The sequence below is a fragment of the Streptomyces sp. SID11385 genome (assembly GCF_010548245.1).
Taxonomy (GTDB): Bacteria; Actinomycetota; Actinomycetes; order Streptomycetales; family Streptomycetaceae; genus Streptomyces.
This window is the reverse complement of record NZ_JAAGLR010000564.1, coordinates 1-25,897: the sequence shown is the minus strand read 5'-3', so window position 1 is coordinate 25,897 and position 25,897 is coordinate 1. Positions and strand designations below refer to the sequence as shown.

General features: G+C 71.2%; 22 protein-coding genes and 1 pseudogene. 10 read left to right on the top strand and 13 right to left on the bottom strand.

The window, feature by feature from the left end; all coding sequences use genetic code 11:
* On the top strand, positions 1-4,094 hold a 4,094-nt coding region (locus tag G3I42_RS17050; RefSeq protein ID WP_164286886.1), incomplete at its 5' end, for an FtsK/SpoIIIE domain-containing protein.
* 170 nt (positions 4,095-4,264) lie between these two features.
* Entirely contained in the window at positions 4,265-6,340 is a 2,076-nt protein-coding gene (locus G3I42_RS17045; protein WP_164286884.1) for a hypothetical protein, read from the top strand.
* Between the two features lie 103 nt (positions 6,341-6,443).
* Here G3I42_RS17045 and G3I42_RS17040 read toward each other — a convergent pair whose 3' ends face one another.
* The 3 genes from G3I42_RS17040 to G3I42_RS17030 all read right to left on the bottom strand — a co-directional run bounded on the left by G3I42_RS17040 (position 6,444) and on the right by G3I42_RS17030 (position 9,082).
* Positions 6,444-7,454 (bottom strand): hypothetical protein, encoded by a 1,011-nt coding sequence (locus G3I42_RS17040; protein ID WP_164286882.1) that lies wholly within the window; start codon positions 7,452-7,454, stop codon positions 6,444-6,446.
* Between the two features lie 115 nt (positions 7,455-7,569).
* Positions 7,570-8,580 carry a hypothetical protein gene (locus G3I42_RS17035; protein WP_239096508.1) on the bottom strand — a complete coding sequence of 337 codons (1,011 nt, stop codon included), beginning with the start codon at positions 8,578-8,580 and terminating at the stop codon, positions 7,570-7,572.
* Between the two features lie 220 nt (positions 8,581-8,800).
* A complete protein-coding gene (locus G3I42_RS17030; protein ID WP_239096507.1) occupies positions 8,801-9,082 on the bottom strand; it encodes a hypothetical protein in 282 nt (93 codons plus the stop codon).
* Between the two features lie 213 nt (positions 9,083-9,295).
* Here G3I42_RS17030 and G3I42_RS17025 point away from each other — a divergent pair, with 213 nt between their 5' ends.
* Positions 9,296-9,571, top strand: coding sequence for a WXG100 family type VII secretion target (locus tag G3I42_RS17025; RefSeq protein WP_008745915.1), 276 nt, complete (start codon positions 9,296-9,298; stop codon positions 9,569-9,571).
* Positions 9,572-9,787: 216 nt separating this feature from the next.
* Here the strand turns inward: G3I42_RS17025 and G3I42_RS17020 are convergent, their stop codons facing one another.
* The gene (locus G3I42_RS17020) at positions 9,788-10,567 is read right to left on the bottom strand and encodes an HAD-IIA family hydrolase (protein WP_164286880.1); all 780 of its coding nucleotides are present in this window, start codon (positions 10,565-10,567) and stop codon (positions 9,788-9,790) included.
* Positions 10,568-10,773: 206 nt separating this feature from the next.
* Positions 10,774-11,934, bottom strand: coding sequence for an ROK family transcriptional regulator (locus G3I42_RS17015; protein ID WP_343244567.1), 1,161 nt, complete (start codon positions 11,932-11,934; stop codon positions 10,774-10,776).
* 76 nt (positions 11,935-12,010) lie between these two features.
* Between G3I42_RS17015 and G3I42_RS17010 the strand changes: the two genes are divergently transcribed.
* Both G3I42_RS17010 and G3I42_RS17005 read left to right on the top strand, forming a co-directional pair.
* On the top strand, positions 12,011-13,108 hold the full coding sequence (locus G3I42_RS17010) for a Gfo/Idh/MocA family oxidoreductase (RefSeq protein WP_164286876.1): 1,098 nt from the start codon (positions 12,011-12,013) through the stop codon (positions 13,106-13,108).
* On the top strand, positions 13,105-13,590 hold the full coding sequence (locus G3I42_RS17005) for a heme-degrading domain-containing protein (RefSeq protein ID WP_164286874.1): 486 nt from the start codon (positions 13,105-13,107) through the stop codon (positions 13,588-13,590). Before G3I42_RS17010 ends, G3I42_RS17005 begins: the two co-directional genes overlap by 4 nt.
* A gap of 58 nt (positions 13,591-13,648) precedes the next feature.
* Here the strand turns inward: G3I42_RS17005 and G3I42_RS17000 are convergent, their stop codons facing one another.
* The gene (locus G3I42_RS17000) at positions 13,649-14,452 is read right to left on the bottom strand and encodes a YidC/Oxa1 family membrane protein insertase (RefSeq protein WP_164286872.1); all 804 of its coding nucleotides are present in this window, start codon (positions 14,450-14,452) and stop codon (positions 13,649-13,651) included.
* Positions 14,453-14,602: 150 nt separating this feature from the next.
* On the bottom strand, positions 14,603-14,881 hold the full coding sequence (locus G3I42_RS16995) for a DUF6412 domain-containing protein (protein WP_164286870.1): 279 nt from the start codon (positions 14,879-14,881) through the stop codon (positions 14,603-14,605).
* Between the two features lie 120 nt (positions 14,882-15,001).
* Here G3I42_RS16995 and G3I42_RS16990 point away from each other — a divergent pair, with 120 nt between their 5' ends.
* Both G3I42_RS16990 and G3I42_RS16985 read left to right on the top strand, forming a co-directional pair.
* Positions 15,002-16,066: a hypothetical protein gene (locus G3I42_RS16990; RefSeq protein WP_164286869.1), complete on the top strand. Its 1,065-nt coding sequence runs from the start codon at positions 15,002-15,004 to the stop codon at positions 16,064-16,066.
* Between the two features lie 20 nt (positions 16,067-16,086).
* Positions 16,087-16,566, top strand: a complete 480-nt coding sequence (locus tag G3I42_RS16985; RefSeq protein WP_164286867.1) for a very short patch repair endonuclease — start codon at positions 16,087-16,089, stop codon at positions 16,564-16,566.
* Here G3I42_RS16985 and G3I42_RS16980 read toward each other — a convergent pair.
* From G3I42_RS16980 to G3I42_RS16965, 4 genes are all read right to left on the bottom strand, one after another.
* Positions 16,504-17,853 carry a DNA cytosine methyltransferase gene (locus G3I42_RS16980; RefSeq protein WP_164286865.1) on the bottom strand — a complete coding sequence of 450 codons (1,350 nt, stop codon included), beginning with the start codon at positions 17,851-17,853 and terminating at the stop codon, positions 16,504-16,506. The genes G3I42_RS16985 and G3I42_RS16980 overlap by 63 nt on opposite strands.
* Before the next feature lie 137 nt (positions 17,854-17,990).
* Complete coding sequence (locus G3I42_RS16975; protein WP_164286863.1) at positions 17,991-19,814, bottom strand: DEAD/DEAH box helicase; 1,824 nt, start codon at positions 19,812-19,814, stop codon at positions 17,991-17,993.
* The gene (locus G3I42_RS16970; RefSeq protein WP_164286861.1) at positions 19,811-21,250 is read right to left on the bottom strand and encodes a hypothetical protein; all 1,440 of its coding nucleotides are present in this window, start codon (positions 21,248-21,250) and stop codon (positions 19,811-19,813) included. Before G3I42_RS16970 ends, G3I42_RS16975 begins: the two co-directional genes overlap by 4 nt.
* Positions 21,251-21,341: 91 nt before the next feature.
* Positions 21,342-22,079, bottom strand: a complete 738-nt coding sequence (locus tag G3I42_RS16965) for a hypothetical protein (RefSeq protein ID WP_164286859.1) — start codon at positions 22,077-22,079, stop codon at positions 21,342-21,344.
* Positions 22,080-22,874: 795 nt separating this feature from the next.
* Between G3I42_RS16965 and G3I42_RS16960 the strand changes: the two genes are divergently transcribed.
* Both G3I42_RS16960 and G3I42_RS16955 read left to right on the top strand, forming a co-directional pair.
* Entirely contained in the window at positions 22,875-23,720 is an 846-nt protein-coding gene (locus G3I42_RS16960; RefSeq protein ID WP_164286857.1) for a hypothetical protein, read from the top strand.
* Positions 23,721-23,848: 128 nt separating this feature from the next.
* The gene (locus G3I42_RS16955; RefSeq protein WP_164286855.1) at positions 23,849-24,058 is read left to right on the top strand and encodes a hypothetical protein; all 210 of its coding nucleotides are present in this window, start codon (positions 23,849-23,851) and stop codon (positions 24,056-24,058) included.
* Positions 24,059-24,163: 105 nt separating this feature from the next.
* Here the strand turns inward: G3I42_RS16955 and G3I42_RS16950 are convergent, their stop codons facing one another.
* Both G3I42_RS16950 and G3I42_RS16945 read right to left on the bottom strand, forming a co-directional pair.
* Complete coding sequence (locus G3I42_RS16950; protein ID WP_164286853.1) at positions 24,164-24,469, bottom strand: hypothetical protein; 306 nt, start codon at positions 24,467-24,469, stop codon at positions 24,164-24,166.
* Between the two features lie 54 nt (positions 24,470-24,523).
* Positions 24,524-25,564, bottom strand: coding sequence for a helix-turn-helix domain-containing protein (locus G3I42_RS16945; RefSeq protein WP_239096506.1), 1,041 nt, complete (start codon positions 25,562-25,564; stop codon positions 24,524-24,526).
* A gap of 70 nt (positions 25,565-25,634) precedes the next feature.
* On the opposite strand from G3I42_RS16945, the pseudogene G3I42_RS16940 reads away from it, so the two are divergent.
* Positions 25,635-25,897, top strand: a pseudogene (locus tag G3I42_RS16940) (MFS transporter); the annotation flags it as partial.

Here is a 25,897-nt window from a genome sequence, read left to right as displayed (position 1 = left end):
GCCCGGCCGCGGGGCGCGTGGCGCGGGTCTCGCTCGGCGCGAGCACGCTCGGCTCGGGCCCGGCGGCGACCGTACGGGTGGAGGAGCCTGCCCTGCCCGCGCTCGCCGCGCGCCTCACCGTCGACCACGTGGGCGCCGTCACCGTCGCACCGGCCCCCGGTGTGACGCTCACGCTCGACGGCGAGGAGGTCGACGAGGAGACCCCCTGGCCGCCCGAAGCCCTGCTCTCCTGCGGGGACTCGGTGTTCGCGCTCACCGAACCCGGCCTGCCCGACGCGCACTTGACGCCGACCGGCGAGGGCGGGCTCGCCTACAACCGCCCGCCGCGCCTGATCTCACCGCGTGCCAGGCCCCGGCTCGACATCCCCCAGGAGCCCGGCAAGAGCGAGGGGCAGCGGCTCCAAGTCCTGTCCATGATCCTGCCGTTCTTCTTCGGCCTCGGCATGTACTTCATGATGAAGTCGCCCTACATGCTGCTGTTCTGCCTCATGTCCCCGCTGATGATGTTCGGGCAGTGGTGGAGCGACCGGCGGCACGGCAAGAAGCGGCGCCGCACGGAGATGAAGGAGTATCGCGAGGCGCTCGCCGCGCACGAGGAGAAGCTCGCCGAGCTGAGCGCGCGCGACCAGGCCCGGCGCCGTGCCGGCTTCCCCGACCCGGCGCAGGCCCTGCTCTTCGCGACGGGGCCGCGCGGTCGGCTGTGGGAGCGGCGGATCACGGACGTGGACGCGCTGCACCTGCGCGTCGGGCTCGCCGACCTGCCCGCCGAGATCGACCTCGTCCAGGGCGGGTACGCGAGCAGCGACCGGCAGCCCGAGCCGCCCGTCGTGGCGAGCGTGCCGCTGACGCTGCCGCTCACCGAGCTGGGTGTCATCGGGGTCGCGGGCGACCGCGAGCGCGCGGTGGCCTCGGCGCGCTGGCTCGCCGCGCAGGCCGCGATCCTGCACTCCCCGCGCGACCTCTCGCTCATCGTGCTCTCCTCGGCGAAGGACGCGGCCGAGCGCTGGGAGTGGGCGCACTGGCTGCCGCACGCGGCGCCGCGCCAGGGCCAGGGCTGTGTCGCGCTGCTCGGCACGGACGGCGAGACGGTGGGCCGCAGGGTCGCCGAGGTGACGGCCGAACTGGAGCGCAGGCAGGAGGCCGCGCGCAACTCCGTCGCGCAGGCCGCACTGCGCCCCGAGTCGCACATCCTGCTCGTCCTGGACGGCGCCCGGCTGCTGCGCCGCGTCCCCGGGGTGCCGCGGCTGCTCCAGGAGGGACCCGCGGTCGGCATCTACGCGATCTGCGTGGACGAGGACCAGCGGGTGCTGCCCGAGGAGTGCCGCACGGCGGTGTGCTGGCCCGCCGAACCCTCCGCGTTTGTACGGCTGTTGGGGTACGGGTACGAGTCGGCGGGCGAGGTCCTTGCCGACCAGGTGAGCACGGCGTGGTGCGCGCGGGTCGCGCGTGCGCTCGCGCCCGTACGGGACATCAGCCGCGACGACGCGGACGCGGCACTGCCCACGGCGGCGCGCCTCCTCGACCTCGTCGGACTCCCGGACCCGCAGGGGCGGGACGTGGCCGCGCTGTGGCGGCGCGGCGGGTCCACGACCTCCGCCGTCATCGGGGTCGGCGCCGACGGGCCCTTCGTGCTCGACATCCGGCGCGACGGCCCGCACGCGCTCATCGCGGGCACGACGGGCGCGGGCAAGTCGGAGCTGTTGCAGACGCTGATCACCTCGCTCGCGCTCAACAACACGCCGGACAGCCTCAATTTCGTCCTCATCGACTACAAAGGCGGCAGCGCCTTCCAGGACTGCGCGCGCCTGCCGCACACGGTCGGCATGGTGAGCGACCTGGACGCGCACCTGACCGAGCGCGCGCTCGACTCGCTCGCGGCCGAGCTGCGGCACCGCGAGGAGATCCTCTTCGCCGCCGCGACGAAGGACATCGAGGACTACAACGACGCACGGCGGTTGCGGCCTGGCCTGGAGCCGATGCCGCGACTCATGCTGGTCATCGACGAGTTCGCCTCACTCGTCGCGGAACTCCCCGACTTCGTCGAGGGCTTGGTCGACATCGCGCGGCGCGGTCGTTCGCTCGGGGTGCACCTGGTGCTCGCCACGCAGCGCCCGGCCGGTGTCGTGAGCCAGGACATCCGCGCCAACACGAACCTGCGGATCGCGCTGCGCGTGACGAACGCCGAGGAATCCCGGGACGTCATCGAGGCGCCCGAGTCGGCGCTCATCTCCAAGTCCACGCCCGGCCGTTGCTATGTCCGCTCGGGCTCGCAGTCGCTCACGGGGGTGCAGTCGGCGCGGATCGGGGGCCGCAGGCCGGGTGACCGCGGCGCCGCCGCCGAGGTCGCGGTGCGGCTGCTCGACTGGTCGGACTACGGGCGGGCGCTGCCGGGGGGCGGGGGCGGCGACGCCGACGACGGCACCATGGTCACCGATCTCGCGGTGCTCGTGGACGCGATCGCGGAGGGCGCGCGGCTCCTGGGCTGCCCCGAGCCGCGCAAGCCGTGGCTGGAGCCGATCCCGGACCAGGTCACGCTCGCGGAACTGCCGGAGTCGGGCCAACCCGCGCTCGGTCCGGGCGAGTTGCCGCCGGTTCCGTTCGGCATCACGGACCTGCCCGCCCGGCAGGCCCGCGAGGTCCTCGCGCTCGACCTCCTGGACGGCGAGCAGGTCATGGTCGCGGGCGGCCCGCGCTCGGGCCGCTCGACGGTGCTCCGCACGCTCGCCGGCTCCCTCGCCCGTACCTGCTCGCCCGAGGACGTGCACGTGTACGGGATCGACTGCGGCGCCAACGCGCTGCTGCCGCTCGCCGCGCTGCCGCACTGCGGCGCGGTCGTCACGCGGGACGAGACGGGACGCGTGGACCGGCTGCTCGGGCGGCTGCTCGCGGAGCTGGGGCGGCGGCAGACGCTGCTCGCCGAGCACGGGCAGTCGAGCGCGGCGGAGCAGCGGGCGGTGGCCCCCGAGGGCGAGCGGCTGCCGGTCATGCTCGTCCTGGTGGACGGCTGGGACGCGTTCCGCACGGCCTTCGAGAACTACGACTACGGGCGGCTCGTCGAGGCGGCGCGGCGGCTGTTCAGGGAGGGCCCCGCGCTCGGCATCAAGGTCGTCCTCACGACCGACCGGACGGGCCTGACGGGCGACGTGTCCTCCATCTTCGGGCAGCGGCTCGTGCTGCGGCTCGCCGACACCGGGGACTACGGGCTCGTCGGCATCCGCGCCAGGGACGTGCCCGGCGAGATGCAGCCGGGGCGCATCCTCCTCGCGACGGACGAGGGTGTGCGCGAGTCGCAGGTCGCGCTGCTCGCGGCGGACCGCACGGGGCAGGCGCAGGTCGCGGAGTTGCAGCGGCTCGCGCGTGCCGTCGCACCCGCGCGGCGGCACGCGCCGCGCCCGCTGCGCGTGGACGTCCTGCCCTCGCGCATCGCGGCGGGCGCGGCGATGGACCTCGTACCGGACTTCACGCCGCCCTCGCCGCTGTGGGCGCTCTTCGCCGTGGGCGGGGACGAGTTGGCGCCGATGGGCGTGGACTTGGACGCCAACGGGCCCGGTTTCGTGATCACCGGACCGCCGCGCTCGGGCCGGTCCAGCACCCTGCTGACAGCTGCCCACGCGCTGCTGCGGCAGGGCACCGAGCTGATCGTCGTCACGCCGCGCCGCTCGCCGCTGCGCGCGCTGGAGGGGCGGGACGGGGTGCTCGCGGTGCTCGACGGATCGGCGTCGGAGACGGAGCTGAAGGGGCACGTGGAGAGCGCGGGCGGCGCGTACGCGATCCTGGCCGACGACGCCGAACTCCTCTACGACACACCGCTCGACGAGGCGCTGGAGGAGCTGGTCAAGGACGGCATGGACGGCGGCATCGGCGTCATCGCGGCGGGCGCGGCCGACACGCTGTCCTCGCAGTACCGTGGCTTCGTCGTGCAGGCCAGGCGCAGCCGCAACGGCCTCATCCTCTCCCCCTCGGGCGCGCAGGACGGCGAGGTCTTCGGCGTCCGCCTCCCCTCGGGCAGCGGCGGCGGCCCCACGGGCCGCGGCTTCTTCGTCCTGGGCGGCGAACTGAGCCCGGCACAGGCGGTGTTGCCGGACGAAGGGTAGGGGGCGGGGGCCGAGATATCCCCAACGCGTCCGCACCGAGGCGTGGTTCGCCTTATCGCTCGGGTTGCCCGGCTCGTGGGGTGGGCGATACTGGCCCGGTCAAGGCAGCGGTGCGGCGCCCCGCGCGGGGCCCGCGCCCACGAGCGGACGTACAACGGGGGCAGTTCACCATGGGTTTCTCCGGCATCAACCCGGACAAGCTGGCGAAGACCATCGCCTCGCTCGACTCCGACCAGAAGGAGCTGCGCGGCTCCGTCACGTGGATCAAGTCGAGCTTCGGGCAGTACGGCATCGACACCGAGCCGCTCGTGCGGCTCGGTACCATCGCGGGCTGGGCCGAGAACCAGCTGCCGGGGCTGCGGCGCCGCCTGCACCTCTCGATCGCCGAGCACACGAAGTACAGCGTCAAGGGATACGTGCAGATCGACGAGGCGAAGGTCGGCGCGGCGAAGCAGGCGACGGCGGACGGCAAAAAGGCCGGCGAGAAGTGGAAGGAACAGATCGAGAAGGGCGACATCTCGCCCGAGGTCTTCGCGACCCTGACCGCGAACTCGGCCGACGCCGACTACCTCAAGGGCTTCTACGACGCCCTCGGCCCGCAGGCCCTCTCCATGCTGTCGCTCAGCATGGGCGACCACATGAACGAGCGCTACAAGGACCACCCGAAGCAGCGCGAGGAGGACCGCAAGGTCTTGGCCGACACGTTCGGCACGTACACGCAGGTCGCCTTCGAGGGCAAGACGGCGAAGCAGAAGCAGAAGGCGTGGAACGACTGGTTCGACGGTATGAAGGACGGCCGCGACCTCTTCCGCCCCGACCTCCTCACCCCCCTGCTTCCCGGCGGCAAGCAGGACAAGGACTTCCTCGTCGCGCTCGGGGACCGCGTCTTCGACAGCAAGAACAGCAAGAACGCCGCCGAGACCGAGTGGATGGAGAAGAACTCGGGGATGAGCGCGGGCGAGTGGGGCAAGGACGGGTACACCCAGCTCTTCGCGGCGATCGCGAAGAACGACGAGGCCGCCGGCGAATGGACCGACCACAACTTCGACTTCGTCGAGAAGGCCCTCTACCCCGCCGGGCCGTGGCGCGTCGACCAGCCGAAGGAGCGGGGCGAGGCCTTCCTCGGCGTCCTGAACGCGGGGGCCGTGAAGCTGCACGAGACGAACCCGCGTCTCGCCGAGAAGAACGTCGCCCACCTGCTCGTCGCCAACCACCTGCATGCCAAGGGCGACATGAAGGGCGTCGCCCCGATCGACGGCACGAGCGCCCTCTTCACGAGCATCATCACGGCCAACTTCCAGAGCATGTCCAACAGCATCGCCTCGCCCGTCGCCGACCAGTTCTGGAAGGGCGACAAGTGGGACTACGCGAAGTTCCTCAAGTCGCAGGACCTGGGGCTCTCCGGCGTCGAGGTGAGCCCGGACCTGTGGTCCGACATGATGGTCGAGGCCGCGAAGGACGCGCAGGGCGCGGGGACGATCTCCTCGCTCTTCGCGGTGCAGCAGGCACGCATCGGCGAGCAGATCGAGTCGATCAGGCCGGGGAAGGGCTCGGAGGACATGACGCGCTGGCTCAGCGCGAAACAGGGCTTCCTCGACGGCTTCTACGCGGACGCCATGAACAAGGCCGAGAAGTCCCACAAGGACGACATCGACCAGTGGATCGCCGACACCAACGCCTTCCGCGACGGCGTCATCGATCAGGTGACCGGAGTCGCGGCCGGCGGTCTGGGCGGGGCCGGGGTGGCCGGGATGAAGGGCGCCGGGGTCGGGGCGATCTACGGCCTGGCCACGGACACCGCTACCGGTCTCCTGAAGGACGCCTTCCACGTGAGTGAGAAGGACGTTCCGAAGGACATGATGACCGACTACAAGAAGATGAAGGCCCAGGTGGCGGACACCTCCTGGCAGGCCACCTACCGCGACATCGCCGACCGGGGTATGAAGCACGGGTACGACAAGGTCGCCTACCCGGACGTCACGTACCGGCCCGTCGAGCTCTCGGCGGACGGCCACAACGTGCTCGGCGACCCGAAGACCGAGTCGGCCGCCCCGAAGATCCACTCGGAGGCGGACAACTTCCTCAACAAGGACGGTTCGGTCAAGCCGGTCGAGAAGATGACCCCGTCCCAGCGGACCGCCTACGGCGAATGGCTGGAGCAGCCCGCGGTGATCAACAACATCTGGGGCGACCTGGAGGCGCGCAGGAACGTGCGGGACTGGGGGACGCAGGGCAAGGGTGAGTGAGGGGGTCTGACGGCGGGGCAGCAGGCGAGGGACCCGGGGGAGGCCCGGGCCCGCCCGCGTACCTGTGTGCCTGCGTACCTGTTCGCCCGCCCGCCTGCTCGCCCTACGACAGCGGGAACTCCTGCCGCACTTCGGCGTACTGCCGCGTCTTGCCCTTGTCCCGGTGCGCCAGGGTGAGCAGGAGCCGCCCCGTCTTGTCCTCGCGTTCCATGGCCGCGGAAGGCTTGACGCGTATCCGGAGTTCCTGGCTGCCCTGAGCGGAAAGCCCGAATTCGCCAAATGTGCCCGCCACTTCGGGAGCGTTCTCCTTCTCGTTTCCTCCGCCCATGCCCGGGACCGGCTTCCAGTCCCCGTCCGCGCGCCATTCCACGGCGGTGAACGGGGGCTGTTCGCGGTCCCCCTGGGACACGCAGGAGACCTGGTCGGCGAGAGGACCGCCGCTCCCGCTGACGCAGCCGAGCGCCAGGTCCCCTTGGAGGCCGGCCAGTTCCGTACGCGTGAGGTTCTTCAGGGAATAGGTGAACTCCGTCCAGGCACCGGCCTTTTCGAGGGGCTTGTTCCGCTCGGTCGTGTCCGCGGAGACGGTCAGGAAGTCGATGTCCTGCGTGACGTTCCCCACGACCTTGCCGTCGACGGTGGCGCGCACGTTCACGCGCACGCCTTCCCCCGCCTGCTCGACGTGCCGGTCGCTGCTCAACGTGAGGTAGCGCGTCGAATTGCCCTGGGGCACTTTCAGGGAAGTGGTCCCGCTCAGCCCTCCGGTGCCGGGCCCCTTCGCGAGCTCGACCGGTGTCCCGGACGCCTTGACGGGGTCGTCGGTCACGCCGAGCTCCCACTGGTCCGTCTTCAGCGCGGGCTGATGGAGCGGCGTGACCCGGAATTCGAAACGGGCGTCGAAGGGTACGTCGCCGTCGTTCTTGAACCGGAACGGCAGGTGGGCCGGCTTTCCCGGCGGAATGTCCTGCGGCGCGACGCTCATCTGGAAGTAGCGCGCCACCTCCGGCACGGAAGCACTGGGCCGGGGCTTGCTGTCGCCCCCGTCACTCCCACAGGCGGTGACCACCACGAGCGCCGCCCCTGCGGCGAGCAGGGACCGGATGTGGCGCTGGCTCATCGTCTCTCCCGAAGTCGGCTGCTGTGCACGTACGTTGTCCCGCCGCGCCGTCCCGTGTCCGTCCCGGGCGGCACGCGCCCCCGACAGTACCCCCGCGTACGTATCCGCCCGCGTTCTAGTCCGTGCCGAAACTGCTCGTCATGGACGCGTAGCCCAGCATGCCGTTCTGCCCCTTCTTCGCCTTCGGGTAGACCATCCACAGTCCCAGTTCGGCGTGGTCGAACCGTTCCCCCAGCGAGGATGTGGCCTTGAGCCGGAAGCGGTACCGCTTCTCCCCCTTGGCGGGGATCGTCGCGGCTTCGCGCAGGAGGACATCGTTCCCGGGTCGCGCGTCCGGGGACGCGGACGAACTCCCCTCTGCGGCGAGCGACTTCCATCCGTCACCGTCGAAGTACTGCGCCTCGAAGCCGGGCACCCCTTCCGCCGTCTCGCACGGCTTCTCGTCGTTCTGGTCCTTCCCGACGCAGGCGAGTTCCGCCCTCACCTGAGCACCCTGGAGCGTGCCCGGCAACAGATTGCGGACCCGGAAGGTGTACTCGGTCCAGGCGGAGCCGGAGAGCGGGGCGGACTCGCCCCCCTCGCGGCCGGGGAGGACGGTGGCCGCGGGCAGGGGCTGCTCCCACACGGAATGGACCACCTGCCCCCTCCCGCCCAGACTTCCGCTCACCTTCAAGGTCTGGAGAATGCCGTCGGGTTCGAAACCGGGGGTGATCCGCCAGAAGCGCCGCACGGTGCCGTGGGGCACGTTCACAGGAACGCTGCCCCGCAGAGCGCCGCTCCGGACGGAGAGCGCGAGCCGCTTCCACGGCGCGTCGTCGGCGTCGCGGTACTCGACCTTGAGCGCGCTTTCTCGGGGCAGCGCCAACCCCACCGTTCTGAAGCTGAGTTCGAGTGGGACGCGCGTGATGGACCTGCTGCTGTTCCCGGTCGCGACCTGGAGCGCCGTGGACTTTCCCGGTACGAGATTTCCCGTGCTCACATCGAGGGACACGTGATCGGACCACTCGGCTTCCGGGGATGCCTTGGAGTCCTCGTCGCCGTCGCCTCCGCACGCGGCGGCGAGCAGACAGAGTGACCCGGCCAGAACCATGACCTCGACCTTGACCTTGACGCGGTGACGATTCATCCGCATGACTCCCCCGAAGTCCCTCGTCGGACAGACGCGTTACCCCACGTGCTCCCGGCGGATACCGCGCACGCGCCCACGCGCCTCGGCCGACGATATCGACCACCCGGTGAGGTCACAGCGCCGGCCCGTTCGGCGACGCGGCAGACGCGGCGGGAGCGGTGGGCGGCACGCCGCCCAGGCAGCGGGAACCGCTCCAAGGTGGCGGCGCACCGACGATTCACCGCATGTCCATCCGCATCAACTTGGCCTCGTTGAGCGGTACTTTGTCCGGCATGCTGTCGATCTTGCGCTGAATCGCGGGGACGAGTTTCTTGAGTTCGCCCAGCATGCGGCCGCGATTTCCCTCGATGTCCGTATGCCAGTCGTCGGCGGTCTTGCCGACCCAGGACTTGTCCTTGGTTCCTTCACCGACGTCCTGGGACGCCTTCTTGAGGTGTTTCTCCATCTTTCCCACCTCTTGCTGGACATTGCGTTTCAGCGTCTCCAGGCGCTGCTTCATCGGATTGTCCACCTTGGGCTGTTCAGGGGGATTCCCCACGTCGTTCCTCCTGCTCGAAGCCGTGCGAGAACACCTCGCCGCCCTCACGCTAAGGAGCAAATGGCCACGACAGCAAGCAGCTTGGGGCATTCGCCGTGCCCCGCCGACGCGGCTTGCGTTAGTGTCGTCGCGGCGGGCGGAAAGGCCGCCCATCGGAACACGGGGAGGCTTCTCATGGCCGGCGATGGCATGAAGGGCGCCGATACTTCGCAACTGCGGACGCTCTCGAAGACGTTCGGGCACCAGCACACGAACCTGCACGAATTGATCACCGCGCTGAACAACGCCACCAAGACCAGCCCGTCCTACTGGAAGGGCCCGCGCGCGGACCGTTTCCGCGACGACTGGGAAGAACTCCGGCCGACGCTCAGCAAGTTCGTCGACTCGCTGGAGCGGGCGCGCAAGGAGACCAACAGCGCCGCCGAGGCCAACGACCAGATCAACGGCTGACACACGCCCGGACTCACCCGTGCCCGCACACCCCAAGGGGAGTGCGGGCACGCGCTGTCGCGGCAGACGCGGCGCGGGGATCGAAGCGGGAAGGCCGACCCGGCGCGGCGCGGGCGTCGACGCGAGAAGGCCAACGTCAGGCCTCGCGGGCGTCGACGCGCGAAGGCCAACGCCGCCCCGTACCGGCCCCGTTGAGCGGCCCGGCGGCGCCACCGCTCAGACGCGGTCCACCAAGTCCGCGATCGAGTCCACCACTTCGGTCGGCCGGAACGGGTACTTGTCGATGTCCGGGACCGTCGTGAGCCCGGTGAGGACGAGGAAGGTCTCCATCCCCGCCTCCAGGCCCGCGAGGACGTCCGTGTCCATCCGGTCGCCGATCATCGCCGAGGACTCCGAGTGCGCGCCGATCGCGTTGAGGCCCGTGCGCATCATGAGCGGGTTCGGCTTGCCGATGAAGTAGGGCTCCTTGCCCGTCGCCTTCGTGATGAGCGCGGCCACCGAGCCCGTCGCGGGCAGCGCGCCCTGCGGCGAGGGCCCCGTGTTGTCGGGGTTGGTCGCGATGAAGCGCGCCCCGTTGTTGATCAGGCGGATCGCCCGGGTGAGCGCCTCGAAGGAGTACGTACGGGTCTCGCCGAGCACCACGAAATCGGGGTCCGCGTCGGTGAGTACGTACCCCGCCTCGTGCATGGCGGTCGTGAGCCCGGCCTCGCCGATGACGTACGCGGTGCCGCCGGGGTGCTGCGTGTCGAGGAACTTCGCCGTCGCCAGCGCCGAGGTCCAGATGTTCTCGACCGGGACCTCCAGGTCGATGCGCTTGAGCCGCACGTGCAGATCGCGCGCGGTGTGCATCGAGTTGTTGGTGAGGACGAGGAAAGGCCGTCCCGAGTCGCGGAGCTTGCGGAGGAACGCGTCCGCGCCCGGCACCGGTACGCCCTCGTGCATCAGCACACCGTCCATGTCGGTGAGCCACGACTCGATGTGCTTGCGCTCTGGCATGGGCGGTACTCCTGGCGGCTGCGGGGGCGGACGGGACCGGTGCGGCCATCTTATGCGGCGCTTCTCGCCCGTTTCCCGACCAGGTACGACCAAACCTGGCCGCCCCGGCGACCGCGCCCCGACCCCGCCCCGGCGCCGACAAGGCCCTCCCGCCCTGTCGCGCCCGCCCCCGCCACGCCCCTGACCCCGCCCCGTCACCCCCACCCTCACTCCTCAGCCGGCAGCCGCCCGAACAGCGGCGCCAGAACGAGCTGGGCCGCCCCCTCCGCGACCGCGCGGTCACCACCCCCCGCCGCCGCACTCACCCCTTCCGCCGCCCCCTCCGCCACCCGCACCCGCACCGGCTCCGTCCCGGTACGGCTCGCGCGCGCGTCGAGCGCCGCCGTCACGCCCCGTACGAACGCCTCGGGCGCCGCCGCGATCCGGTGGCCGCCGAGCAGGATCAGCTCGACATCGAGCAGCCCCGCCAGGTTCGCCGCCGCCGTGCCGAGCACCCGCGCGGCCTCCGCCGTGTCCCCCACCGCCAGCGCCGCGAGGCACAGCGCCTCGACGCAGCCGCGGTTCCCGCACACGCAACGGGGCCCGTCGAGCCGTACGACCTGGTGCCCCAGCTCCCCCGCGCCCGTGCGCGGCCCCCGGTACAGGCGCCCGTCGAGGACGAGCCCCGCGCCGAGCCCCGTACCGAGGTGGAGGTAGGCGAAGGCGCGCGCCTCGCCTGCGAGCGCCCGGCCGAGCGCCGCCGCGTTGGTGTCCTTGTCGAGCACGACGGGCAGCCCGAGCCGCTCCGTGAGCGCGGCGGCGAGCGGCAGGCCGTCGAGCCCGGGGAAGCCGCTGACCTTGTGCAGCACCCCCGTACGGTGATCGAGCGGACCGGGCGCGGCGAGCCCGGCACCGAGCAGGAGCGGGGCGCCGTCGTCCCCGGCCCCTCTCCCGTCCCCCACCTCCGCCATCGCCCCCGCGACCGCGTCGAGCAGTTCCCCCGCCCCCCGCCCGAGGTCGAGCGGCACGCGCCGCCGCGCGAGGACGCGGCCCGTCAGATCGGCCCGTACGACCAGCACGCCATCCCGGTCGAGGTGCACCCCCAGCGCCTGCACCGCCCCGCCCACGAGGCGCAGCGCCGTGGCCGGTTTGCCGCCCGTCGACTCCTGCCGCCCGGCGGCGGCGAGCAGGCCACCGTCCCGCAGCCGCCCGGTGATCTTGCTGACGGCCTGCACGGTGAGCCCGGTGCGGCTCGCCAGCTCCGGGCGGCTGATCCCGTCCCGCCCGGCGCCGCGCACGAGGTCGAGCACGAGCGCGGTGTTGTGCCCGCGCAGGTCCGCGAGCCGGACGCCGCCCCGCCCGCCCGCCTGTCGCGGTCCCTCGGCCACGCCGCTCACCCTTTGCCTCCTGTGTCGTGCCGATGCGTGCTTGCACTTATTCAACACTGTTGCGAAAGTGACCCGTATGAGTGGCCCGACCTCTTCCCCCAGCGCACCCCTCCCCGTCGCCCTGATCGGCTACGGCCTCGCGGGTTCCGTCTTCCACGCCCCCCTCGTCGACGCGACCCCGGGGCTGCGTCTCGACACGATCGTCACCCGTAACGAGGACCGCCGCGCGCAGGCGCGGGCCGAGTTCGCCGGGGTGCGGTTCGCGGACACGCCCGAGGACGTCCTCTCCCGTGCGAGCGAGTACGGGCTCGTCGTCATCGCCTCGCCCAACAAGACGCACGTCCCGCTCGCGCGCGCCGCGCTCGAAGCCGGGCTCCCCGTCGTCGTCGACAAGCCGGTGGCGGGCACGGCGGCCGAGGCGCGCGAGCTGGCGGCCCTCGCCGAGCGGCGCGAACTGCTGCTCTCCGTCTTCCAGAACCGCCGCTGGGACAACGACTTCCGCACCCTGGCCAAGCTCGTGGACACGGGCGCGCTCGGCGACGTGTACCGCTTCGAGTCGCGCTTCGAGCGCTGGCGCCCGCAGCTCAAGGGCGGCTGGCGCGAGTCGGGCGACCCGGCCGAGTTCGGCGGTCTCCTCTACGACCTCGGCAGCCACGTGGTCGACCAGGCGCTCACCCTCTTCGGCCCCGTGACGCGCGTGTACGCCGAGTCGGACGTGCGGCGCCCGGGCGCGGCGGCCGACGACGACACCTTCCTCGCGCTCACGCACGCCTCCGGCACCCGCTCCCACCTGTGGGTCTCGGCGACGACGGCGCAGCTCGGGCCGCGTTTCCGGGTCCTCGGCTCGCGCGCCGGGTACGTGAAGTACGGGCTCGACCCGCAGGAGGCCGCGCTGCGCGCCGGCGAGCGCCCGGGCGGCGAGCAGCCCTGGGGTACGGAGCCGGCCGAGCTGTTCGGCAGGCTCGGCGCGGGCGAGTCCCCGCTGACCGGCGGCGGCGAGCCCGTACCGACCGAGCCGGGCGACTACCCGGCGTACTACGCGGCGATCGCGGCGGCCCTGCGCGAGGGCGCGCCGAACCCGGTCACGGCCCGGCAGGCCGCCGCGGCGCTCGACGTCATCGAGGCGGCGCGCCGCTCGGCGGCCGAGGGCGTCACCGTGGAGGTGGCCCGATGAGCGCCCTGCCCGCCACGGCCGAGGAGATCGCGGATCTCCTCGCGCAGCAGAACCGCCTCGAACTGCCCACGTACACGCACGACGACGCGTGGGAGCTGGGCAGCGTCCTCGTCCGCCGCGCGCGCGAGAGCGGCGCGCCGGTCGCGATCGACCTGCGGCGCGGCCTCCAGCAGGTCTTCCACGCGGCGCTGCCCGGCTCGACGGCGGACAACGACGACTGGCTCGCGCGCAAGCGGCGGGTGGTCGAGCGGTACGGCGAGAGCTCCCTGCTCGTCGGCACCCGCTTCCGCGCCAAGGGCACGACCTTCGAGGACGCCTCCCGCCTCGACCCGTCCCGCTACGCGGCCCACGGCGGGGTCCTCCCGATCCTGGTCCGCGGCGTCTCGGGCCCGGTGGGCACGATCGGCGTCTCGGGCCTGCCCCAGGTGGAGGACCACGCGCTGGTGGTGGCGGCGCTGGAGGAGTACGTGGCGGGGCGGTAGGGGCGACGGGTACGGGGCACGTACGGGGTTCCACGACGTGCCCCGCTCCCGCCCTCGCTCAGGCGGTCACCGTCTTCCCGTCCCGCTCCGTCGTGGCCGGCTTCCGCTCCCGGTACAGCACCGCCCGCTCCACGGCGCTCCACGTCGTGCTCGTGACGATGTAGAGCGCCCCGGCGAGCGGGACGACGGCGACGCTGACCAGCGTGAAGTAGGCCATGTACGGCATGAACCGCGTGAGCGCGCCGATGCCGGGCACCTGCTGGCCGTCGGCCGCCGCGAGGGGCGAGCCGGCGCCGGCGAGCTGCCGCTTGTTGCGGCGGCTGCTGAAGGTGGCGACGGCGGCGACGAGCACGAAGAGCGCCACGTACACGAGCCCGCGCGCGCCGAAGGGCCCGCCGTGCGCGAGCGCGTCGCCCCAGTGGTCGCCGAGCGGGGCGGCGAAGAGGCGGTGCGGGAGCAGGTGGTTGGGCTCGCCTCCGATGCGGGAGCTGGAGAAGACGTGGTAGAGCACGAAGAAGAACGGCAGCTGGCACAGCATCGGCAGGCAGCCGCCGAGCGGTGAGACGCCGTGTTCGCGGTGCAGCTCCATGAGCGCGCGCTGCATGCGCTCGGGGTCCTTGGCGTGGGTGCGGCGCAGCGCGGCGATCTCGGGCGCCAGCTCGGCGCGCTCGCGCTGGCCGCGCGCGGCGGTGCGCGAGAGCGGCAGCAGCAGGAGCCGTACGCAGGCGGTGAGGACGACGATCGCGGCGGCGGTCGCGGCCGTGCCCGCGAGGGGCTGGAGCAGGTCGGCGAGATAGTCGACGACGCCGGCGCACAGGCCGAAGAAGCCGGAGCCGGACGGGTGGAACTCGGGCAGGGACATGGGTCCTCCGGGGCCTCACAGGGGAAATGAGCGGACCTGTGCGGCGGCGCGGCGGACCTCCGTACGGCGGATCGCCGCACGGACGCCCCGTACGGCGGTCTCCGTACGGAAGCGGGTGGGATGTGGGCCCTGGGGGCCCCGGGGCCCGGGTCAGCCGGCCGGCGCGGTGAGGCGGCGGCCGGGTGCCCGGGGACGTGGTCGTCCGGAGGCGTCGGGGTCCCGTTGAGGAAGGAAGGCGGTGCGGCGGGCGCGGTCGCGGATCGTGGTGCGTATCGCGGTGGGCGCGACGAGCGGGACGCCGAGCGCGGTGCTCAGCAGGCAGACGGCGAGGGCCGCCGCGGTGACGGCGACGGCGGCGGGCAGCAGGCCGGGCTCCGCGCCGAGGGAACCGGCGAGGACGAGCAGGACGAGCGCGAGCAGACGCGGCATTCCGTCCCCCCTTTCCCCGGTCCGACGTTGCCTGGCACCCCTCCAGACGAGCGGGGTCGCGAAAAGGTTCCCGGCCGGTTGGTACTCCGTTCGGGGCGTGCCCGGCGCTACCGTGTGGCCATGCGCCCCGAAACCCCCGCCGAGACCCCCCAGGCCCCGCCCGTCGCCCCCGTACCGGCGGCGCGACAGGGCGAGAGCGACCGCGAAGCCCACCTGGAGCAGGCCCAGCGCCTGGAACGACTGGCCGAGCGCCACCCGGAGGACGCCGAGCCGCTGCTCCTGCGCGCGGCGGCCCACTTCGAGCTGGCGGACGACCGCACCCGCGCGAGCACCTTGTACGACGGTCTGCTCGCGGGTGCGCCCCAGGACCCGGCGCTGATCCGCGCGCTGAAGGCGGCGAACCTGTGGGAGTACGGGCACGAGGCGGAGGCCCAGGCGATCGTCTCGGGCGTACGGGCCGCGGCCCCGCGCACGCCGGCCCCGTGGATCGTGGTGGCGCAGGCGCTGGAGGCGCACGACGAGCTGGAGGAGGCGCACGCCACGTACGAGGAGGCGGTGGCGCTCCTGCTCGACGGCTCGGCCCCGCCGCCGTACGAGGCGCGCCCGCTCCTCATCGGCAGGCACCGCGTCCGCCGCCTGCTCGGCGTGGAGCACGACGCGTGGGACACGATGGCGGACGCGCTGAACCCGGCGTCGGTACCGCTGGACGAGCTGCACGACCCGAAGCGCACGTGGGTCCTGGGCTCCGACAGCCCCGAGGAACTCCGCGCCGAGATCACCCGCCTGCACGCCGAACTCGCCACGTACCGCGCGGCCCTGTCCCGCCCCTTCCCGGTGGCGGTCCTGCACTGGCCGGAGCCGGAACTGACCGAACTCCTGACCTCCTACCCGGCCCTCGCCACGGAGTACCCCTCCTACGAGGCCCACACGGCGGCGATCGAATCAGCCCTCCGCGACCTCGCCGCCTCCGGCATCCCCAACCTCGGCATCGTCCGCGCCACGGTCCCCTCCTACGAGGCCTTCGCCGCCGCCGAGTCCACCCACCCCACCACCCCCACCCTCCTCCCCCTCTACACCACCACCCTCGCCACCCGAGCCCTCGCCACCACTTGGCCGCCCCACCCGGGAGCGGAGTGCTGGTGCGGGTCGGGGGCGGGGTACGAGGGGTGTCATGGGGTGGGGTGAGGGGCGTTAGCCTCGAAGCCATGCCAGGAGAAGCGAGGGCGGAAGAGAGCGACGAGAGCTGGCCAGACCGGCCAGCCGGCTCGTGGGCCTCGTCTCCCGGCCGTCGCCGCAATATGCAGGCCATCCGCAGCCGCGACACGAAGCCCGAGTTCCTGATCCGGCGGCTGGTCCATGCCCGGGGTCTTCGCTACCGGGTCTGCGCCCGCCCGCTGCCTGAGCTGCGACGTACCGCTGATCTCGTCTTCCGGCCGGCGCGGGTCGCGGTCTTCATCGACGGCTGTTACTGGCACGGCTGCCCCGAGCACTACCAGGCTCCCAAGAAGAACGCGGGCTACTGGTCGGAGAAGGTCGTGCGCAATGTGACGCGCGACCGTGACACCGACCAGAGACTTCGTGAAGCGGGGTGGCTCGTGCTCCGGTTCTGGGAGCACGAGACCTCAGAAGAGTGCGCTGACCGGATCGCGGCGACGGTCGTTGCCCGCCGCGGCGTTGAGAAGTGATTCCTGAGCGTCGGGGTCCTTGGTCACCTGGAGGGTTTCCTCCGCCCGCGCGCGAAGCGCGACAGCCCCGTCCATCTCGTAGGGCCTGAGCAGTTCCGCCGCGGCCTCACCTGGCCGCAGGATCGCGGCGATCGCGCGGCCGACCGCTTCCGCGACGGGCGGCGGGAAGGCATTGCCGACCTGCCGGTACCGGGTGGTCTTCTTGCCTTCGAAAGTCCAGTGCGCGGGGAACCCCTGGATCGCCGCGGCTTGCTGCACGGTCAGCATGGGGCCGTTGTCGCGGAAGAGGTCCCGCTCGGGGTCGCACGCGGCCGGGTCGTTGGCCAGTCCTTCGCCGTTGACCCCCCAGACCTGCCAGGCCCTCTTCGCGCGGGTAGGGCCGAGGTCGGCGCCCCCGTGCTTGCGTGACCCTCCGACGAGGGTGGGGGCGACTTTGAGCTTGCGCGCGTCAGCCGCACTCGCCGCCGTCTCCCACCTTTCGAACGCCTGCTTTCCGGTGAGGCTTCCCGGGCCCAGAGGGCGCTTGTTCCAGTAGGGCTCGTAGCGCTCCCGCATTTCCTCGCGCAGCACATCGAAGACGCTCTCCGCCTCCTCTGCCGACTGCACCGGCCAGCGGAAATCGCCGCAGTGAGCGATGTCTTCCCTGAAGGCGACGAGAATCGCCCGGGGCCGGAGCTGGGGCACGCCGAACTTATTGGCGTCCAGGCGGCGCCATACCGGGTGCATCGCTCTGGACTGCATCCGGGCGGAAGCTTCGGCAGGGACCTCCGGAACGCTGTATCCGTGGCCTTTCAGCTTCTCGATGATTTCCCGCCGGTACTCGATGAAGACTTCCGGCGGCTCAAGGATGCCGCGCACGTTCTCCAGCATGACGGCCTTCGGCTTGAGCAGGCCGATCAGTTCCAGGGCGTCGGGAAAGAGGTCACGCTCGTCGTCTGGACCCAGCTGGCGGCCCGCCAGAGAGAAGGGCGGACAGGGAACGCCCCCGGCGAAGAGATCGATGCACTGTCCCGCGTCAGCCGCCTTTTTCAGGGATTTGAACTCGTCTTCGTCCCTGAAATCACGCACATCCATGGCGCGTAGCCGTTCAGCCTTCTCCGGCGACCACCCGAAGGTCTTGACGGAGTTCGTCCTGAGCGTCTCGACCGCGTTCGTGTCCCATTCGACGAGGGCCTCGTGCTCGAAACCCGCGTTGTGAAGCCCCAGCGCCTGCCCGCCCGCGCCCGCACAGATCTCCACGGAAGTGAGCGGCTTCTCGAACTGCGGGCGCGGATAACCGCCAGCCATGGCTGAACTCCTCGTCGGGGGCACAGTGCAGCCGCCTGAAGGGGCGACTGCACAACGTGATCACGACAGCACAGGAATTCTCCAGCTTCAGGCGGCGTGGCCAGCCTCAGACGGCAGACCACACCGCAGCCTACCGCTCATACGGTCTCTGTTCCTGACCCCCTGCTCATGTGGCTCAGCAGCGCCGCCATGTCCGCCGAGTCCAGTCCGGCGGCGACCGAAGGCTCCTCCTCCAGATCCGACAGCTCCTGGACTCCGGGGTCATCGAGGATCGCGCCCATGAACTCCAGCTTCTGGTCGAGCCGTGCGGCGACGACCTCGTCCACGGTCCCCCGGGCGGCCAGCACGGTGACGGAGGTCTCCGTGCCGGGCGCGAGTCCCAGCCGGTGGATGCGGTCGAGGCTCTGCAAGAAGCGGCCAGCCATGAAGTCCCTGTCCACGTAGACGGCGTCGTGCACGGTGTGGTGCAGGCTGATCCCTTCCCCGAGGGTCGCCGGGTTGGAGATCAGGACCATGCAGGAGGGATCTTCCCGGAACCTCCGCAACTGCTCCTCCCGGTCGGGGGTGCCGCCGTAGACCGAGGCGGGCCCGAACTTGGCGAGCAAGCGCTCAAGCGTGGTGAGGCTTCGTACGAAAGTGGTCCAGATCAGCGTCTTCTTCCCTTGCCGTGCGTTCTCGGCGACGATCGCCACGGCCTCCGCGTACTTCGGCGACAGCTCGTAATCAGGCAGCTGCTGGAGGAGTCCGTACAGAGAGCTGTGCCGGGGGACTTCCAGCGGGGGCAACTGGTAGGCGAGCGGCTCGTATCTGCTGCTGCCCTCGACGAGCAGGGCCGGGCTGGTCGCGGCCATGAGCAGACGCAGTGCGGTCCGGCCGAGGGCGCTCAGGTCTTCTCTGGCCTCCGTCCCGTTGTCGAGCAGCGCTTCGTAGATCTCCTTGTGCAGCGTCGGCATGTCCACGAGGCGCAGCCGCACGTCCATGGGCGGCAGCCCGAGTTCCCGTTTCGTCGTACGGGTGAAGAGGGGCTGGAGCGCCTTGCTGGCCTGAGCAAGGTCACCGCCGGCCACGGCGGCCTCCACGGCACGCTGGCCATGGCCCGGCCACACGAAGCCCATCAGGTTCTCCAGGTCGCGGCGGCCGTTGGGGGCAGGGGTCCCGGTGAGGATGAGCCGGTGGCGGGCGAGCGGGCCGAGCGCCATGCAGGCCGCGCCGTACGTCCCCCGTACACCCAGTTTCATGCGGTGCGCCTCGTCGAGGACGATCATCGAGGGTTCGGCGGACAGCCAGGCGGAGAGCAGAGGCAGCGAACGCTCAAGACGCTCGTAATTGATCAGGACGACTTCGGCCCAGGGGTCCATCGCCCCTTCGCCCACAGTGTGCACGCGCAGGCTCTGCCGGAAGCAGATGCCGGTCTCGAAGCGCCAGGACTCGTAGGCCGACTTGGGGCACACGACCAGGAGACGTGTCGCCTTCTTGCGCTCGCGCTGAGCCGCGTAGACAGCGAGTCCTACCCGTGTCTTGCCGGCGCCGGGCACGCTGAAGTTGGCGCCGTGGTGCAGGGAGAGCAGCTTGGCGATGTCACGCCGCTGGAAGGGCGTGACATCGGCGACCCACTCGGGCCCGAGCACCGCGGGCACGTCGTCAGCGGTCGTCCCGCCAGAAGTCTCCTGGCCGCCGAGGCGCTCGCGCACGCGCTGAGCGTCCGTGTGGTTGCCGAGGAAGAGGGCCTTGAGGTCATCGGCCCACCGCACACCGGCGGGATCGGGCCACGTGGCGAGGTGCTGGACGCGGCCGAGGAAATCATCCAGCTCCACCCGCGCAGTCAAGAGGTCCTGCTGGCTGCCCGTGGGGAACAGGCCGGAGAGCTGCACGAGATCGCGCTGGCGCTGCTCTGGCACTCGCAGCAGCACCCCCGTCCGCTGCGGGTCGAAGCCCAGGTACAGGGATGCGTCCTCCGTCACGGACGACCGCCCTCAGCAGTCACGGCACTGAGCAGCCACGCGACGCCGTCGCCTGGTTCTCCAGGCACGCGACCGGCCTGGCGGGCCAGCTTCGTCAGGGACCTGCGGAGCTGGACGAGCGCATCGTCGAACGCCTCCTCGTCGAGACTGTGACTCGTGCGCGCTTTCACCAGCTCGTCCGTGGTCTGGTCGATGAAAGCGCTGGCCTCGGCGAGCCGGGCGGGTGCGAGCTGCTTGCGCTTGCGGATACGGGCGTCGCGGCCGGCCCTGTCGATGGCGGTGTCGAAGGCTGCCTTCGCACCAGAGAGCACCGCCTCGACTTCGGTCTTCCGTTCCTCGCTGACCTGGACCGTGCCCTTGCGGGCAGCCAGCGACTGGATGATCCGGTCGTTGAGCGCGCGCGCCTCGGCGACACGGCTGGACGCGGCGGAGACGCTGATTCCGAGCCCAGGAATCGCGACCTCGGCCGGTGCGCTGCCCCCCGCCAGATCGCGCAGGGCGGGGGGCAGCGTCTCCGCGAGGTACTGCTGTTTGACGAAGTTCTGATCGATGTGGCGCACGTCGGTCTTGGAGAAGTCCAGCAGGATGCCGGCCAGACGCATTTCCTTGATCAGTTCCGCTTCGTCCGGCTCTGCCGACGAGATCTTCTTGTAAAGCCGCTCCAGTTCCTTCAGCTTCTCCTGGTCGAACTCGAAGTCGACCAGCCGCAGCTTGGCGCCTTCGGGTGTGGTGCTGCGGTCGATCAGCTCCCGGATCGTGCTGAGAATCCACCGCTCCTGGTGATACGTCTTCTCCTGGACACGGAATTCCTTGGCGATCTGCATCGGGGTGTGCCCCAGGGCGGCCTGCTCCTCCATGGCCAGGAGGCGGTTGATGTACGAGTAGTCCCGCTTGTTGTCCTTGCGGAGCTGGAGGGCGAGTTCGACCGCGCTGACGTCGCGGCTCGTGAAGGAGGCGGGCAGCACTCCGACCCGGATAGACGTCGCCCGGATCGCACGCAGTGCGGCAGCCCGGGTATTGCCGTTGACGAGGACGCCGTGGTGCGTCACGAGTCCCGGGTCGTTCTGGCCGAACTCTTCGAGATCCTTTTTCAGGGTCTCGAACGCCGGGTCAGGCTTCCCCGGGTCCGAGGGAAGTGCCCGCAGCAGCTCACCGAGGTACCGCTGCCCGGCCTCCCCGTACGGTTCGGCCTCCAGCTCTGCGTCCAGTTCCGGATCGTGACCGCGCTGCGCCCTGATCCGGTGGGTCTCGGGGTTGTAGTACACGTCGGTGAGGGGCAGATCGATGACCTCGACGTGAAGGGGCTGACTGCCCCACTCAAGGGTCACGGTCTCCCGTGTGCCACCGGTGCTGCGCACGTCGTCCAGCCGTTCCTTGATGAGCCGGCTGATCTCCTCGGCGCGCGGCGGGAGCTGTGATGCGTTGTGCACGGTCATTCTTCTCTGCTCACTGTCTCGTGTACGTCATGGGGATGCGGGACTTCGGGGGTGGCGGCGTCCGCCAACGCCGCCACCCGGAACGCCGGCTCTACTCGGTCTCGCTCGTCAGGCTGCGCAGAATCTCCTGGCGCGCGTCGGCCGGCATAGTCCCGTAGCGGCCCCACAGCCGTTCCATCTCGCCCCGTGCCCGCTTGCCGGCTTCCACCCAGCGCGCGAAGGCGCGGCGCTCCAAGGGAGAAAGCTGATCCACGGCCGACAGGAAGCCGGCTACGTCTGCCTTCTGCGCCAGACCGCCCTTCGCGCACCGTTCACACAGCGTGACCCGCGTGGTCGTGACCGGGCCCTCGCGGTGCACGACGTCGCGCCGGGAGAGGACTAGCTTCGCGGTGGCGACCCCGTCCTCGTACTCCTCGCCGGCCGCGATGCCGCAGCTCCGGCACATGTGGTCGTCCGCACTGAGGATGCGCGTGCGCTCAGCGGCGTTGAGCGCACTCTTCGCTCCCACCTCCTGAGGGCGCTCCTGATGCGGCATCCACACCGGCACCCCGCACTTGACCAGGCGCTGCTCCTCGGGTCGCAGCGACTCGTCATCCCTGCTGTTGTGGATCACCCAGCCCCAGTCCCGCAGATCGCGCAGGCGCCGGTCGATCTGGGACTCGTCCGGGAAGGCGGTGCGCAGCTCGGTCTTTGTGAAGGGGTTCCCCTCCCCCACGACCGAGACCAGCCACAGCGCGACCCGCACCCGCCCTCCGGGCCGGTTCATTCCGGGGATCACAGGGTTACGCCAGTCCGGGAGCTCCCGGGACTGCTCGGCGACGATCGTCATGCTGCTCTTTTCCTCCAGATCTTTCTGATTTCCGCCTGCTGGATACGGAAAATCCCCTGTGTACAGACATGCGGCTGAATGGACTCGAAAGTGCGGCTTTCCAGATAAGGGGAGGCCCCCATCGGAAACTCATTCCAAGCCCCCGCTGGCAACAATCACCAGCGACGAGCAACGACAGAGGATCCGTCACGCGATCACGCGGATCACCTGTCATCCCAGGTCGCAGCGGGCAGAGCAACACCATGCACCCGAGACGCCCATCCCGTCCACCTTCGACCGGCATTGCTCGCCCAAACGCAACTACGTTTTTCATGCACGGAGTTGCTCATTAACGAGCAACAACTTCTTTGCACGAAAGGACGAGTTCCCTCGCATAGAGCGCGCTAGGCTTCTCGGCACCTTGCCTTGAGGTTCGCCTCCCCGATCCCCTTGAAACAGTGAGGCTTCATGCCAGACCCAGAGGGCCTTCGTCCCGCCGTTCCCCGCACACACCCCCTTCCCGGGACGAGATCTGCTCCTGGGACCGGCCTCATTTCTGGCGAGAAACTGGAGCGCTCCCGCCGCCGGGCGGAGCGCTCCACTCCGCCCGGCCGGGACAGCTCAGGGGCCAGGGAAGCGGCGTCCGGGCCACGGCCACGCCTGCCCGAGCCATCCCCGGAGAAGGAGAAAGCCCGCCCGGAGAAGAGCGGCAAGGGCAAGCGGAGCGCCAAGCCACGGACGCCCGCCACGGAGCAGTTCGCGAGGCAGCTCCGGAGCCTCCATGACATCTCGGGCCTGGGATCAGCAGTCAAAGTGATGGCCGCGCTAGAGGAGTTCTACCCAGGCATCCAGCCCGACCAGTACTCCCGGTACAAGAACGGCATCCGCACACCTCCGAAGGCCTTCGCCGAAGCCCTCTATCTGGTGGCCAAGCGGAACTGTCCACCACAGTCGCTCCCCTTGACGCTCGACGAGCTTCTCGACATGCGCGAGAAGGCAGAAAAGAGCAGGAACTGCGAGTCATGCGAGGAGGCATGGGCCACTGCCGACACCCTCGCCGCCGAGAACAAGGACTTGCGCGAACAGCTGATGCGGGCCGGCCTGTCCCCTGAGGGCCAGGAACAGACCCCCTCTGAACACTTGCCCGGACAACGGCAAGACACGCAGCTCGGCACGACGGATTCCTCCGGCCACGCTGGCACGACCCACGAATCCTCCACGTTGCCGGTCAGGGGCGGCAACGCCGACCGGCAACGTGGCAACAATCTGGAGGGAGGCAACTCCGCTCCCCCCACCGCGGCCAGCAGCAAGGAGGCCCGCGAGGCGTCCAGAACTGCGCCGGCGGCGGGGGGGCGAGCGGGTCAGTTCGCACGCCGGCTGCTCGATCGGATGGAGAGGGGGGAAGCAGGCTCTCACGATACCGAGGCGGCGCTCAGCCTGGCACTCGATACCGCAGCGAGCATGACGGCCGTGGAGCTGTGCGAGGCGACAAGCCTTCTGCGCTCGGCGGATCAAGAGCCCTTGGCAGACGCCCTCGTCACCACCTTCGCGCGGCAGCACGAGCCCCCGGTCGTGATGGCTGCCGCGCTGGCCCTCCAGCAAGCCAGCGCGGACAAGAGCCTCACCTTGCTCCTTACCGCAGCGGCACGAAGGAAACCCTGAAAACAGGCGCGCAGGAAACCGGAAGGAGTACAGAGAGGCGCCACACGAAGCAGGCAAAAGGTACGCGGGGACGCTCGCGGAGCCGCCCCCACGCGAAGCACGCGAAAACACAGCCCCGAAAGGGAGAAATGTCAGATTCCATGCAGGCCGACACCGGTCATGGCCGGAGCAGGAAGCCGAAGCGAGGCACCGTGGAGTACGGCATCACGCTGCCGCAGGGCGAACACTGCGCGGCGGCGATCGTCCAAAGCCCCAAGGGAACCATCACGACGATCGAGCTGCCAGGCGGTAAGACCATCGAGCTGACCCAGCTCTTCGTGGAGCCCCCCGACGCCTGAGTAGCGTGGGCGGCGGCCGGACCAGCCAGGGGGCGGCCCTCCGAGGAGAAGTCTCCTCTCTCCCCGGGAGGGCCGCCCCCGCGCCAGGCCCGCGTAACGGTCCGCTTACTTCCGCCTCCTGTCCGACACCACCCACGCCGCCCCCGCCGCCCCCGCCGTGACGACCGCTACCGAGGGCCAGGCGCCGAGTTTTTTGGCGAGGGGGTGGGAGGCGCCGAAGGCGGTGAGGTAGGTGGCGGTGAGGGCGGTGGCGGTACGGGGGGTGGTGGTGCGGCGCCACTGGAGGTGGGTGACCGTGGCGGCGGCGGCGAGGACCGCGCCGCCGAGGCGGCGGTTCTTGGTGAAGCGGGCCGTGGCGTAGCCGCCGAGGAGGCCGGCGGCGGCTATGGGGGCGGAGGGGAGGGTGGGCATCGGGTGACCTCCTGGGTCGGTGGGGCGGATGTCGGCTTTGTTCAGTGTTCGAGATTAGTCCCGGGGTGCTTCGGTGCCGAAGGTGGCCCGGTACGTCCGCGGGTTCGCGCCGAGCCGGCCACCGTGCCGAGGTGCTTCGGTGCGGAACGTGGCCCGGTACGTGTGCGGGCTCACGCCCAGCCGTCGGCGGAAGTGGCCGCGCAGGTTGGCGGGGGTGCCGAAGCCCGTGCGGGTGGCGATCGTCGCGATCGTCCAGTCGGTGCGTTCCAGGAGTGCGCGGGCCCGGTCGAGGCGGGCCGCGAGGAGCCAGGCGCCGGGCGTCGTGCCCGTCTCGGCGCGGAAGCGGCGGGTGAAGGTGCGGACGCTCAGGTGCGCGTGGGCGGCCCATCGCGCGAGGCTCGGCGGCTCGGCGAGGCGGGTGAGGGCCCAGGCGCGGGCCGCCGCCGTGGCCGGTCCCGTCGTGGGGGTGACGGGGGCCGGGATGTACTGGGCCTGGCCGCCCTCGCGGTGCGGCGGGACCACCGTCGTACGGGCGACGTCGGCGGCGACCGTCGCGCCGTGGTCCGCGCGGATCATGTGGAGGCACAGGTCGATGCCGGCGGCCTCGCCCGCCGAGGTCAGGACGGCGCCCTCGTCCACGTAGAGGACCCGCTCGTCCACCCGTACCCCCGGGAAGGACGCGGCGAGCAGGGCCGCCGACTTCCAGTGCGTCGTCGCCCGCCGGCCCTCCAGGAGGCCGAGCGAGGCGAGGACGAACGCGCCGGTGCAGATCGAGGCGATACGGGTGCCGCGCGCCGCCGCCGCCAGCAGCTCCGCCTCCCAGCGGGTCCGGCCCGGGGCGCGCAGTGACTCGTCCGTCTCGTGCGAGGCGGGGACCAGGATCGTGTCCGCTCCGGCCAGCGCGGCCGGGCCGTGCGGGGCGTGCACGGGGAAGTCGGCGTCCGTACGGACGCGGCCCGCGCGCGGCGCGCACGTCATGACCTCGTACAGGCGCCGCCCCGCGATGTCCCTCGCCGCGCCGAACAACTGGTGGACGAGGCCGAGTTCGAGCGGCAGCACGCCGTCCCTGACGAGTATCGCGACGCGGGCGGCCATGGCCGGATCGTCGCACACCGCGACCACGAGCGGCCTCCCGCCCCGGTCCCGGCCGCGGCACGGTCGGAGCATGATCCCTACGCCCGCTCCGCATCGCGCCCTCCACCTCGCCGCCGCCTGCTGCGTCCTTCTCCTCTCCGGCGCCTTCCTCACCGCCGGCGGGCTCCTGACCGAACCCCTGCACGCGCGCGACGGGCTCTCGCGGTCGGCGATCGGCGGGGTGCTCGCGCTCACGACCGTGCTGTACGGGGGCGCCGCGCCGCTCGCGACCGGCCTCGCGCGCCGCGTGGGATTGCGGCCCGTCGCCGTGACCGGGCTGGCGCTCGCGGCGGG

Coding starts and splice junctions, on each gene's coding strand:
- G3I42_RS17000 (WP_164286872.1), bottom strand. CDS start 14,452: ATGTCCCTGCCCGAGTTCCACCCGTCCGGCTCCGGCTTCTTCGGCCTG.
- G3I42_RS17010 (WP_164286876.1), top strand. CDS start 12,011: ATGAGTGGCCCGACCTCTTCCCCCAGCGCACCCCTCCCCGTCGCCCTG.
- G3I42_RS17035 (WP_239096508.1), bottom strand. CDS start 8,580: ATGAATCGTCACCGCGTCAAGGTCAAGGTCGAGGTCATGGTTCTGGCC.
- G3I42_RS16955 (WP_164286855.1), top strand. CDS start 23,849: ATGTCAGATTCCATGCAGGCCGACACCGGTCATGGCCGGAGCAGGAAG.
- G3I42_RS16985 (WP_164286867.1), top strand. CDS start 16,087: ATGCCAGGAGAAGCGAGGGCGGAAGAGAGCGACGAGAGCTGGCCAGAC.
- G3I42_RS16970 (WP_164286861.1), bottom strand. CDS start 21,250: ATGACCGTGCACAACGCATCACAGCTCCCGCCGCGCGCCGAGGAGATC.
- G3I42_RS16960 (WP_164286857.1), top strand. CDS start 22,875: ATGGCCGCGCTAGAGGAGTTCTACCCAGGCATCCAGCCCGACCAGTAC.
- G3I42_RS17045 (WP_164286884.1), top strand. CDS start 4,265: ATGGGTTTCTCCGGCATCAACCCGGACAAGCTGGCGAAGACCATCGCC.
- G3I42_RS17030 (WP_239096507.1), bottom strand. CDS start 9,082: ATGAAGCAGCGCCTGGAGACGCTGAAACGCAATGTCCAGCAAGAGGTG.
- G3I42_RS16990 (WP_164286869.1), top strand. CDS start 15,002: ATGCGCCCCGAAACCCCCGCCGAGACCCCCCAGGCCCCGCCCGTCGCC.
- G3I42_RS16950 (WP_164286853.1), bottom strand. CDS start 24,469: ATGCCCACCCTCCCCTCCGCCCCCATAGCCGCCGCCGGCCTCCTCGGC.
- G3I42_RS17020 (WP_164286880.1), bottom strand. CDS start 10,567: ATGCCAGAGCGCAAGCACATCGAGTCGTGGCTCACCGACATGGACGGT.
- G3I42_RS16980 (WP_164286865.1), bottom strand. CDS start 17,853: ATGGCTGGCGGTTATCCGCGCCCGCAGTTCGAGAAGCCGCTCACTTCC.
- G3I42_RS17025 (WP_008745915.1), top strand. CDS start 9,296: ATGGCCGGCGATGGCATGAAGGGCGCCGATACTTCGCAACTGCGGACG.
- G3I42_RS16995 (WP_164286870.1), bottom strand. CDS start 14,881: ATGCCGCGTCTGCTCGCGCTCGTCCTGCTCGTCCTCGCCGGTTCCCTC.
- G3I42_RS16965 (WP_164286859.1), bottom strand. CDS start 22,079: ATGACGATCGTCGCCGAGCAGTCCCGGGAGCTCCCGGACTGGCGTAAC.
- G3I42_RS16945 (WP_239096506.1), bottom strand. CDS start 25,564: ATGGCCGCCCGCGTCGCGATACTCGTCAGGGACGGCGTGCTGCCGCTC.
- G3I42_RS17040 (WP_164286882.1), bottom strand. CDS start 7,454: ATGAGCCAGCGCCACATCCGGTCCCTGCTCGCCGCAGGGGCGGCGCTC.
- G3I42_RS17005 (WP_164286874.1), top strand. CDS start 13,105: ATGAGCGCCCTGCCCGCCACGGCCGAGGAGATCGCGGATCTCCTCGCG.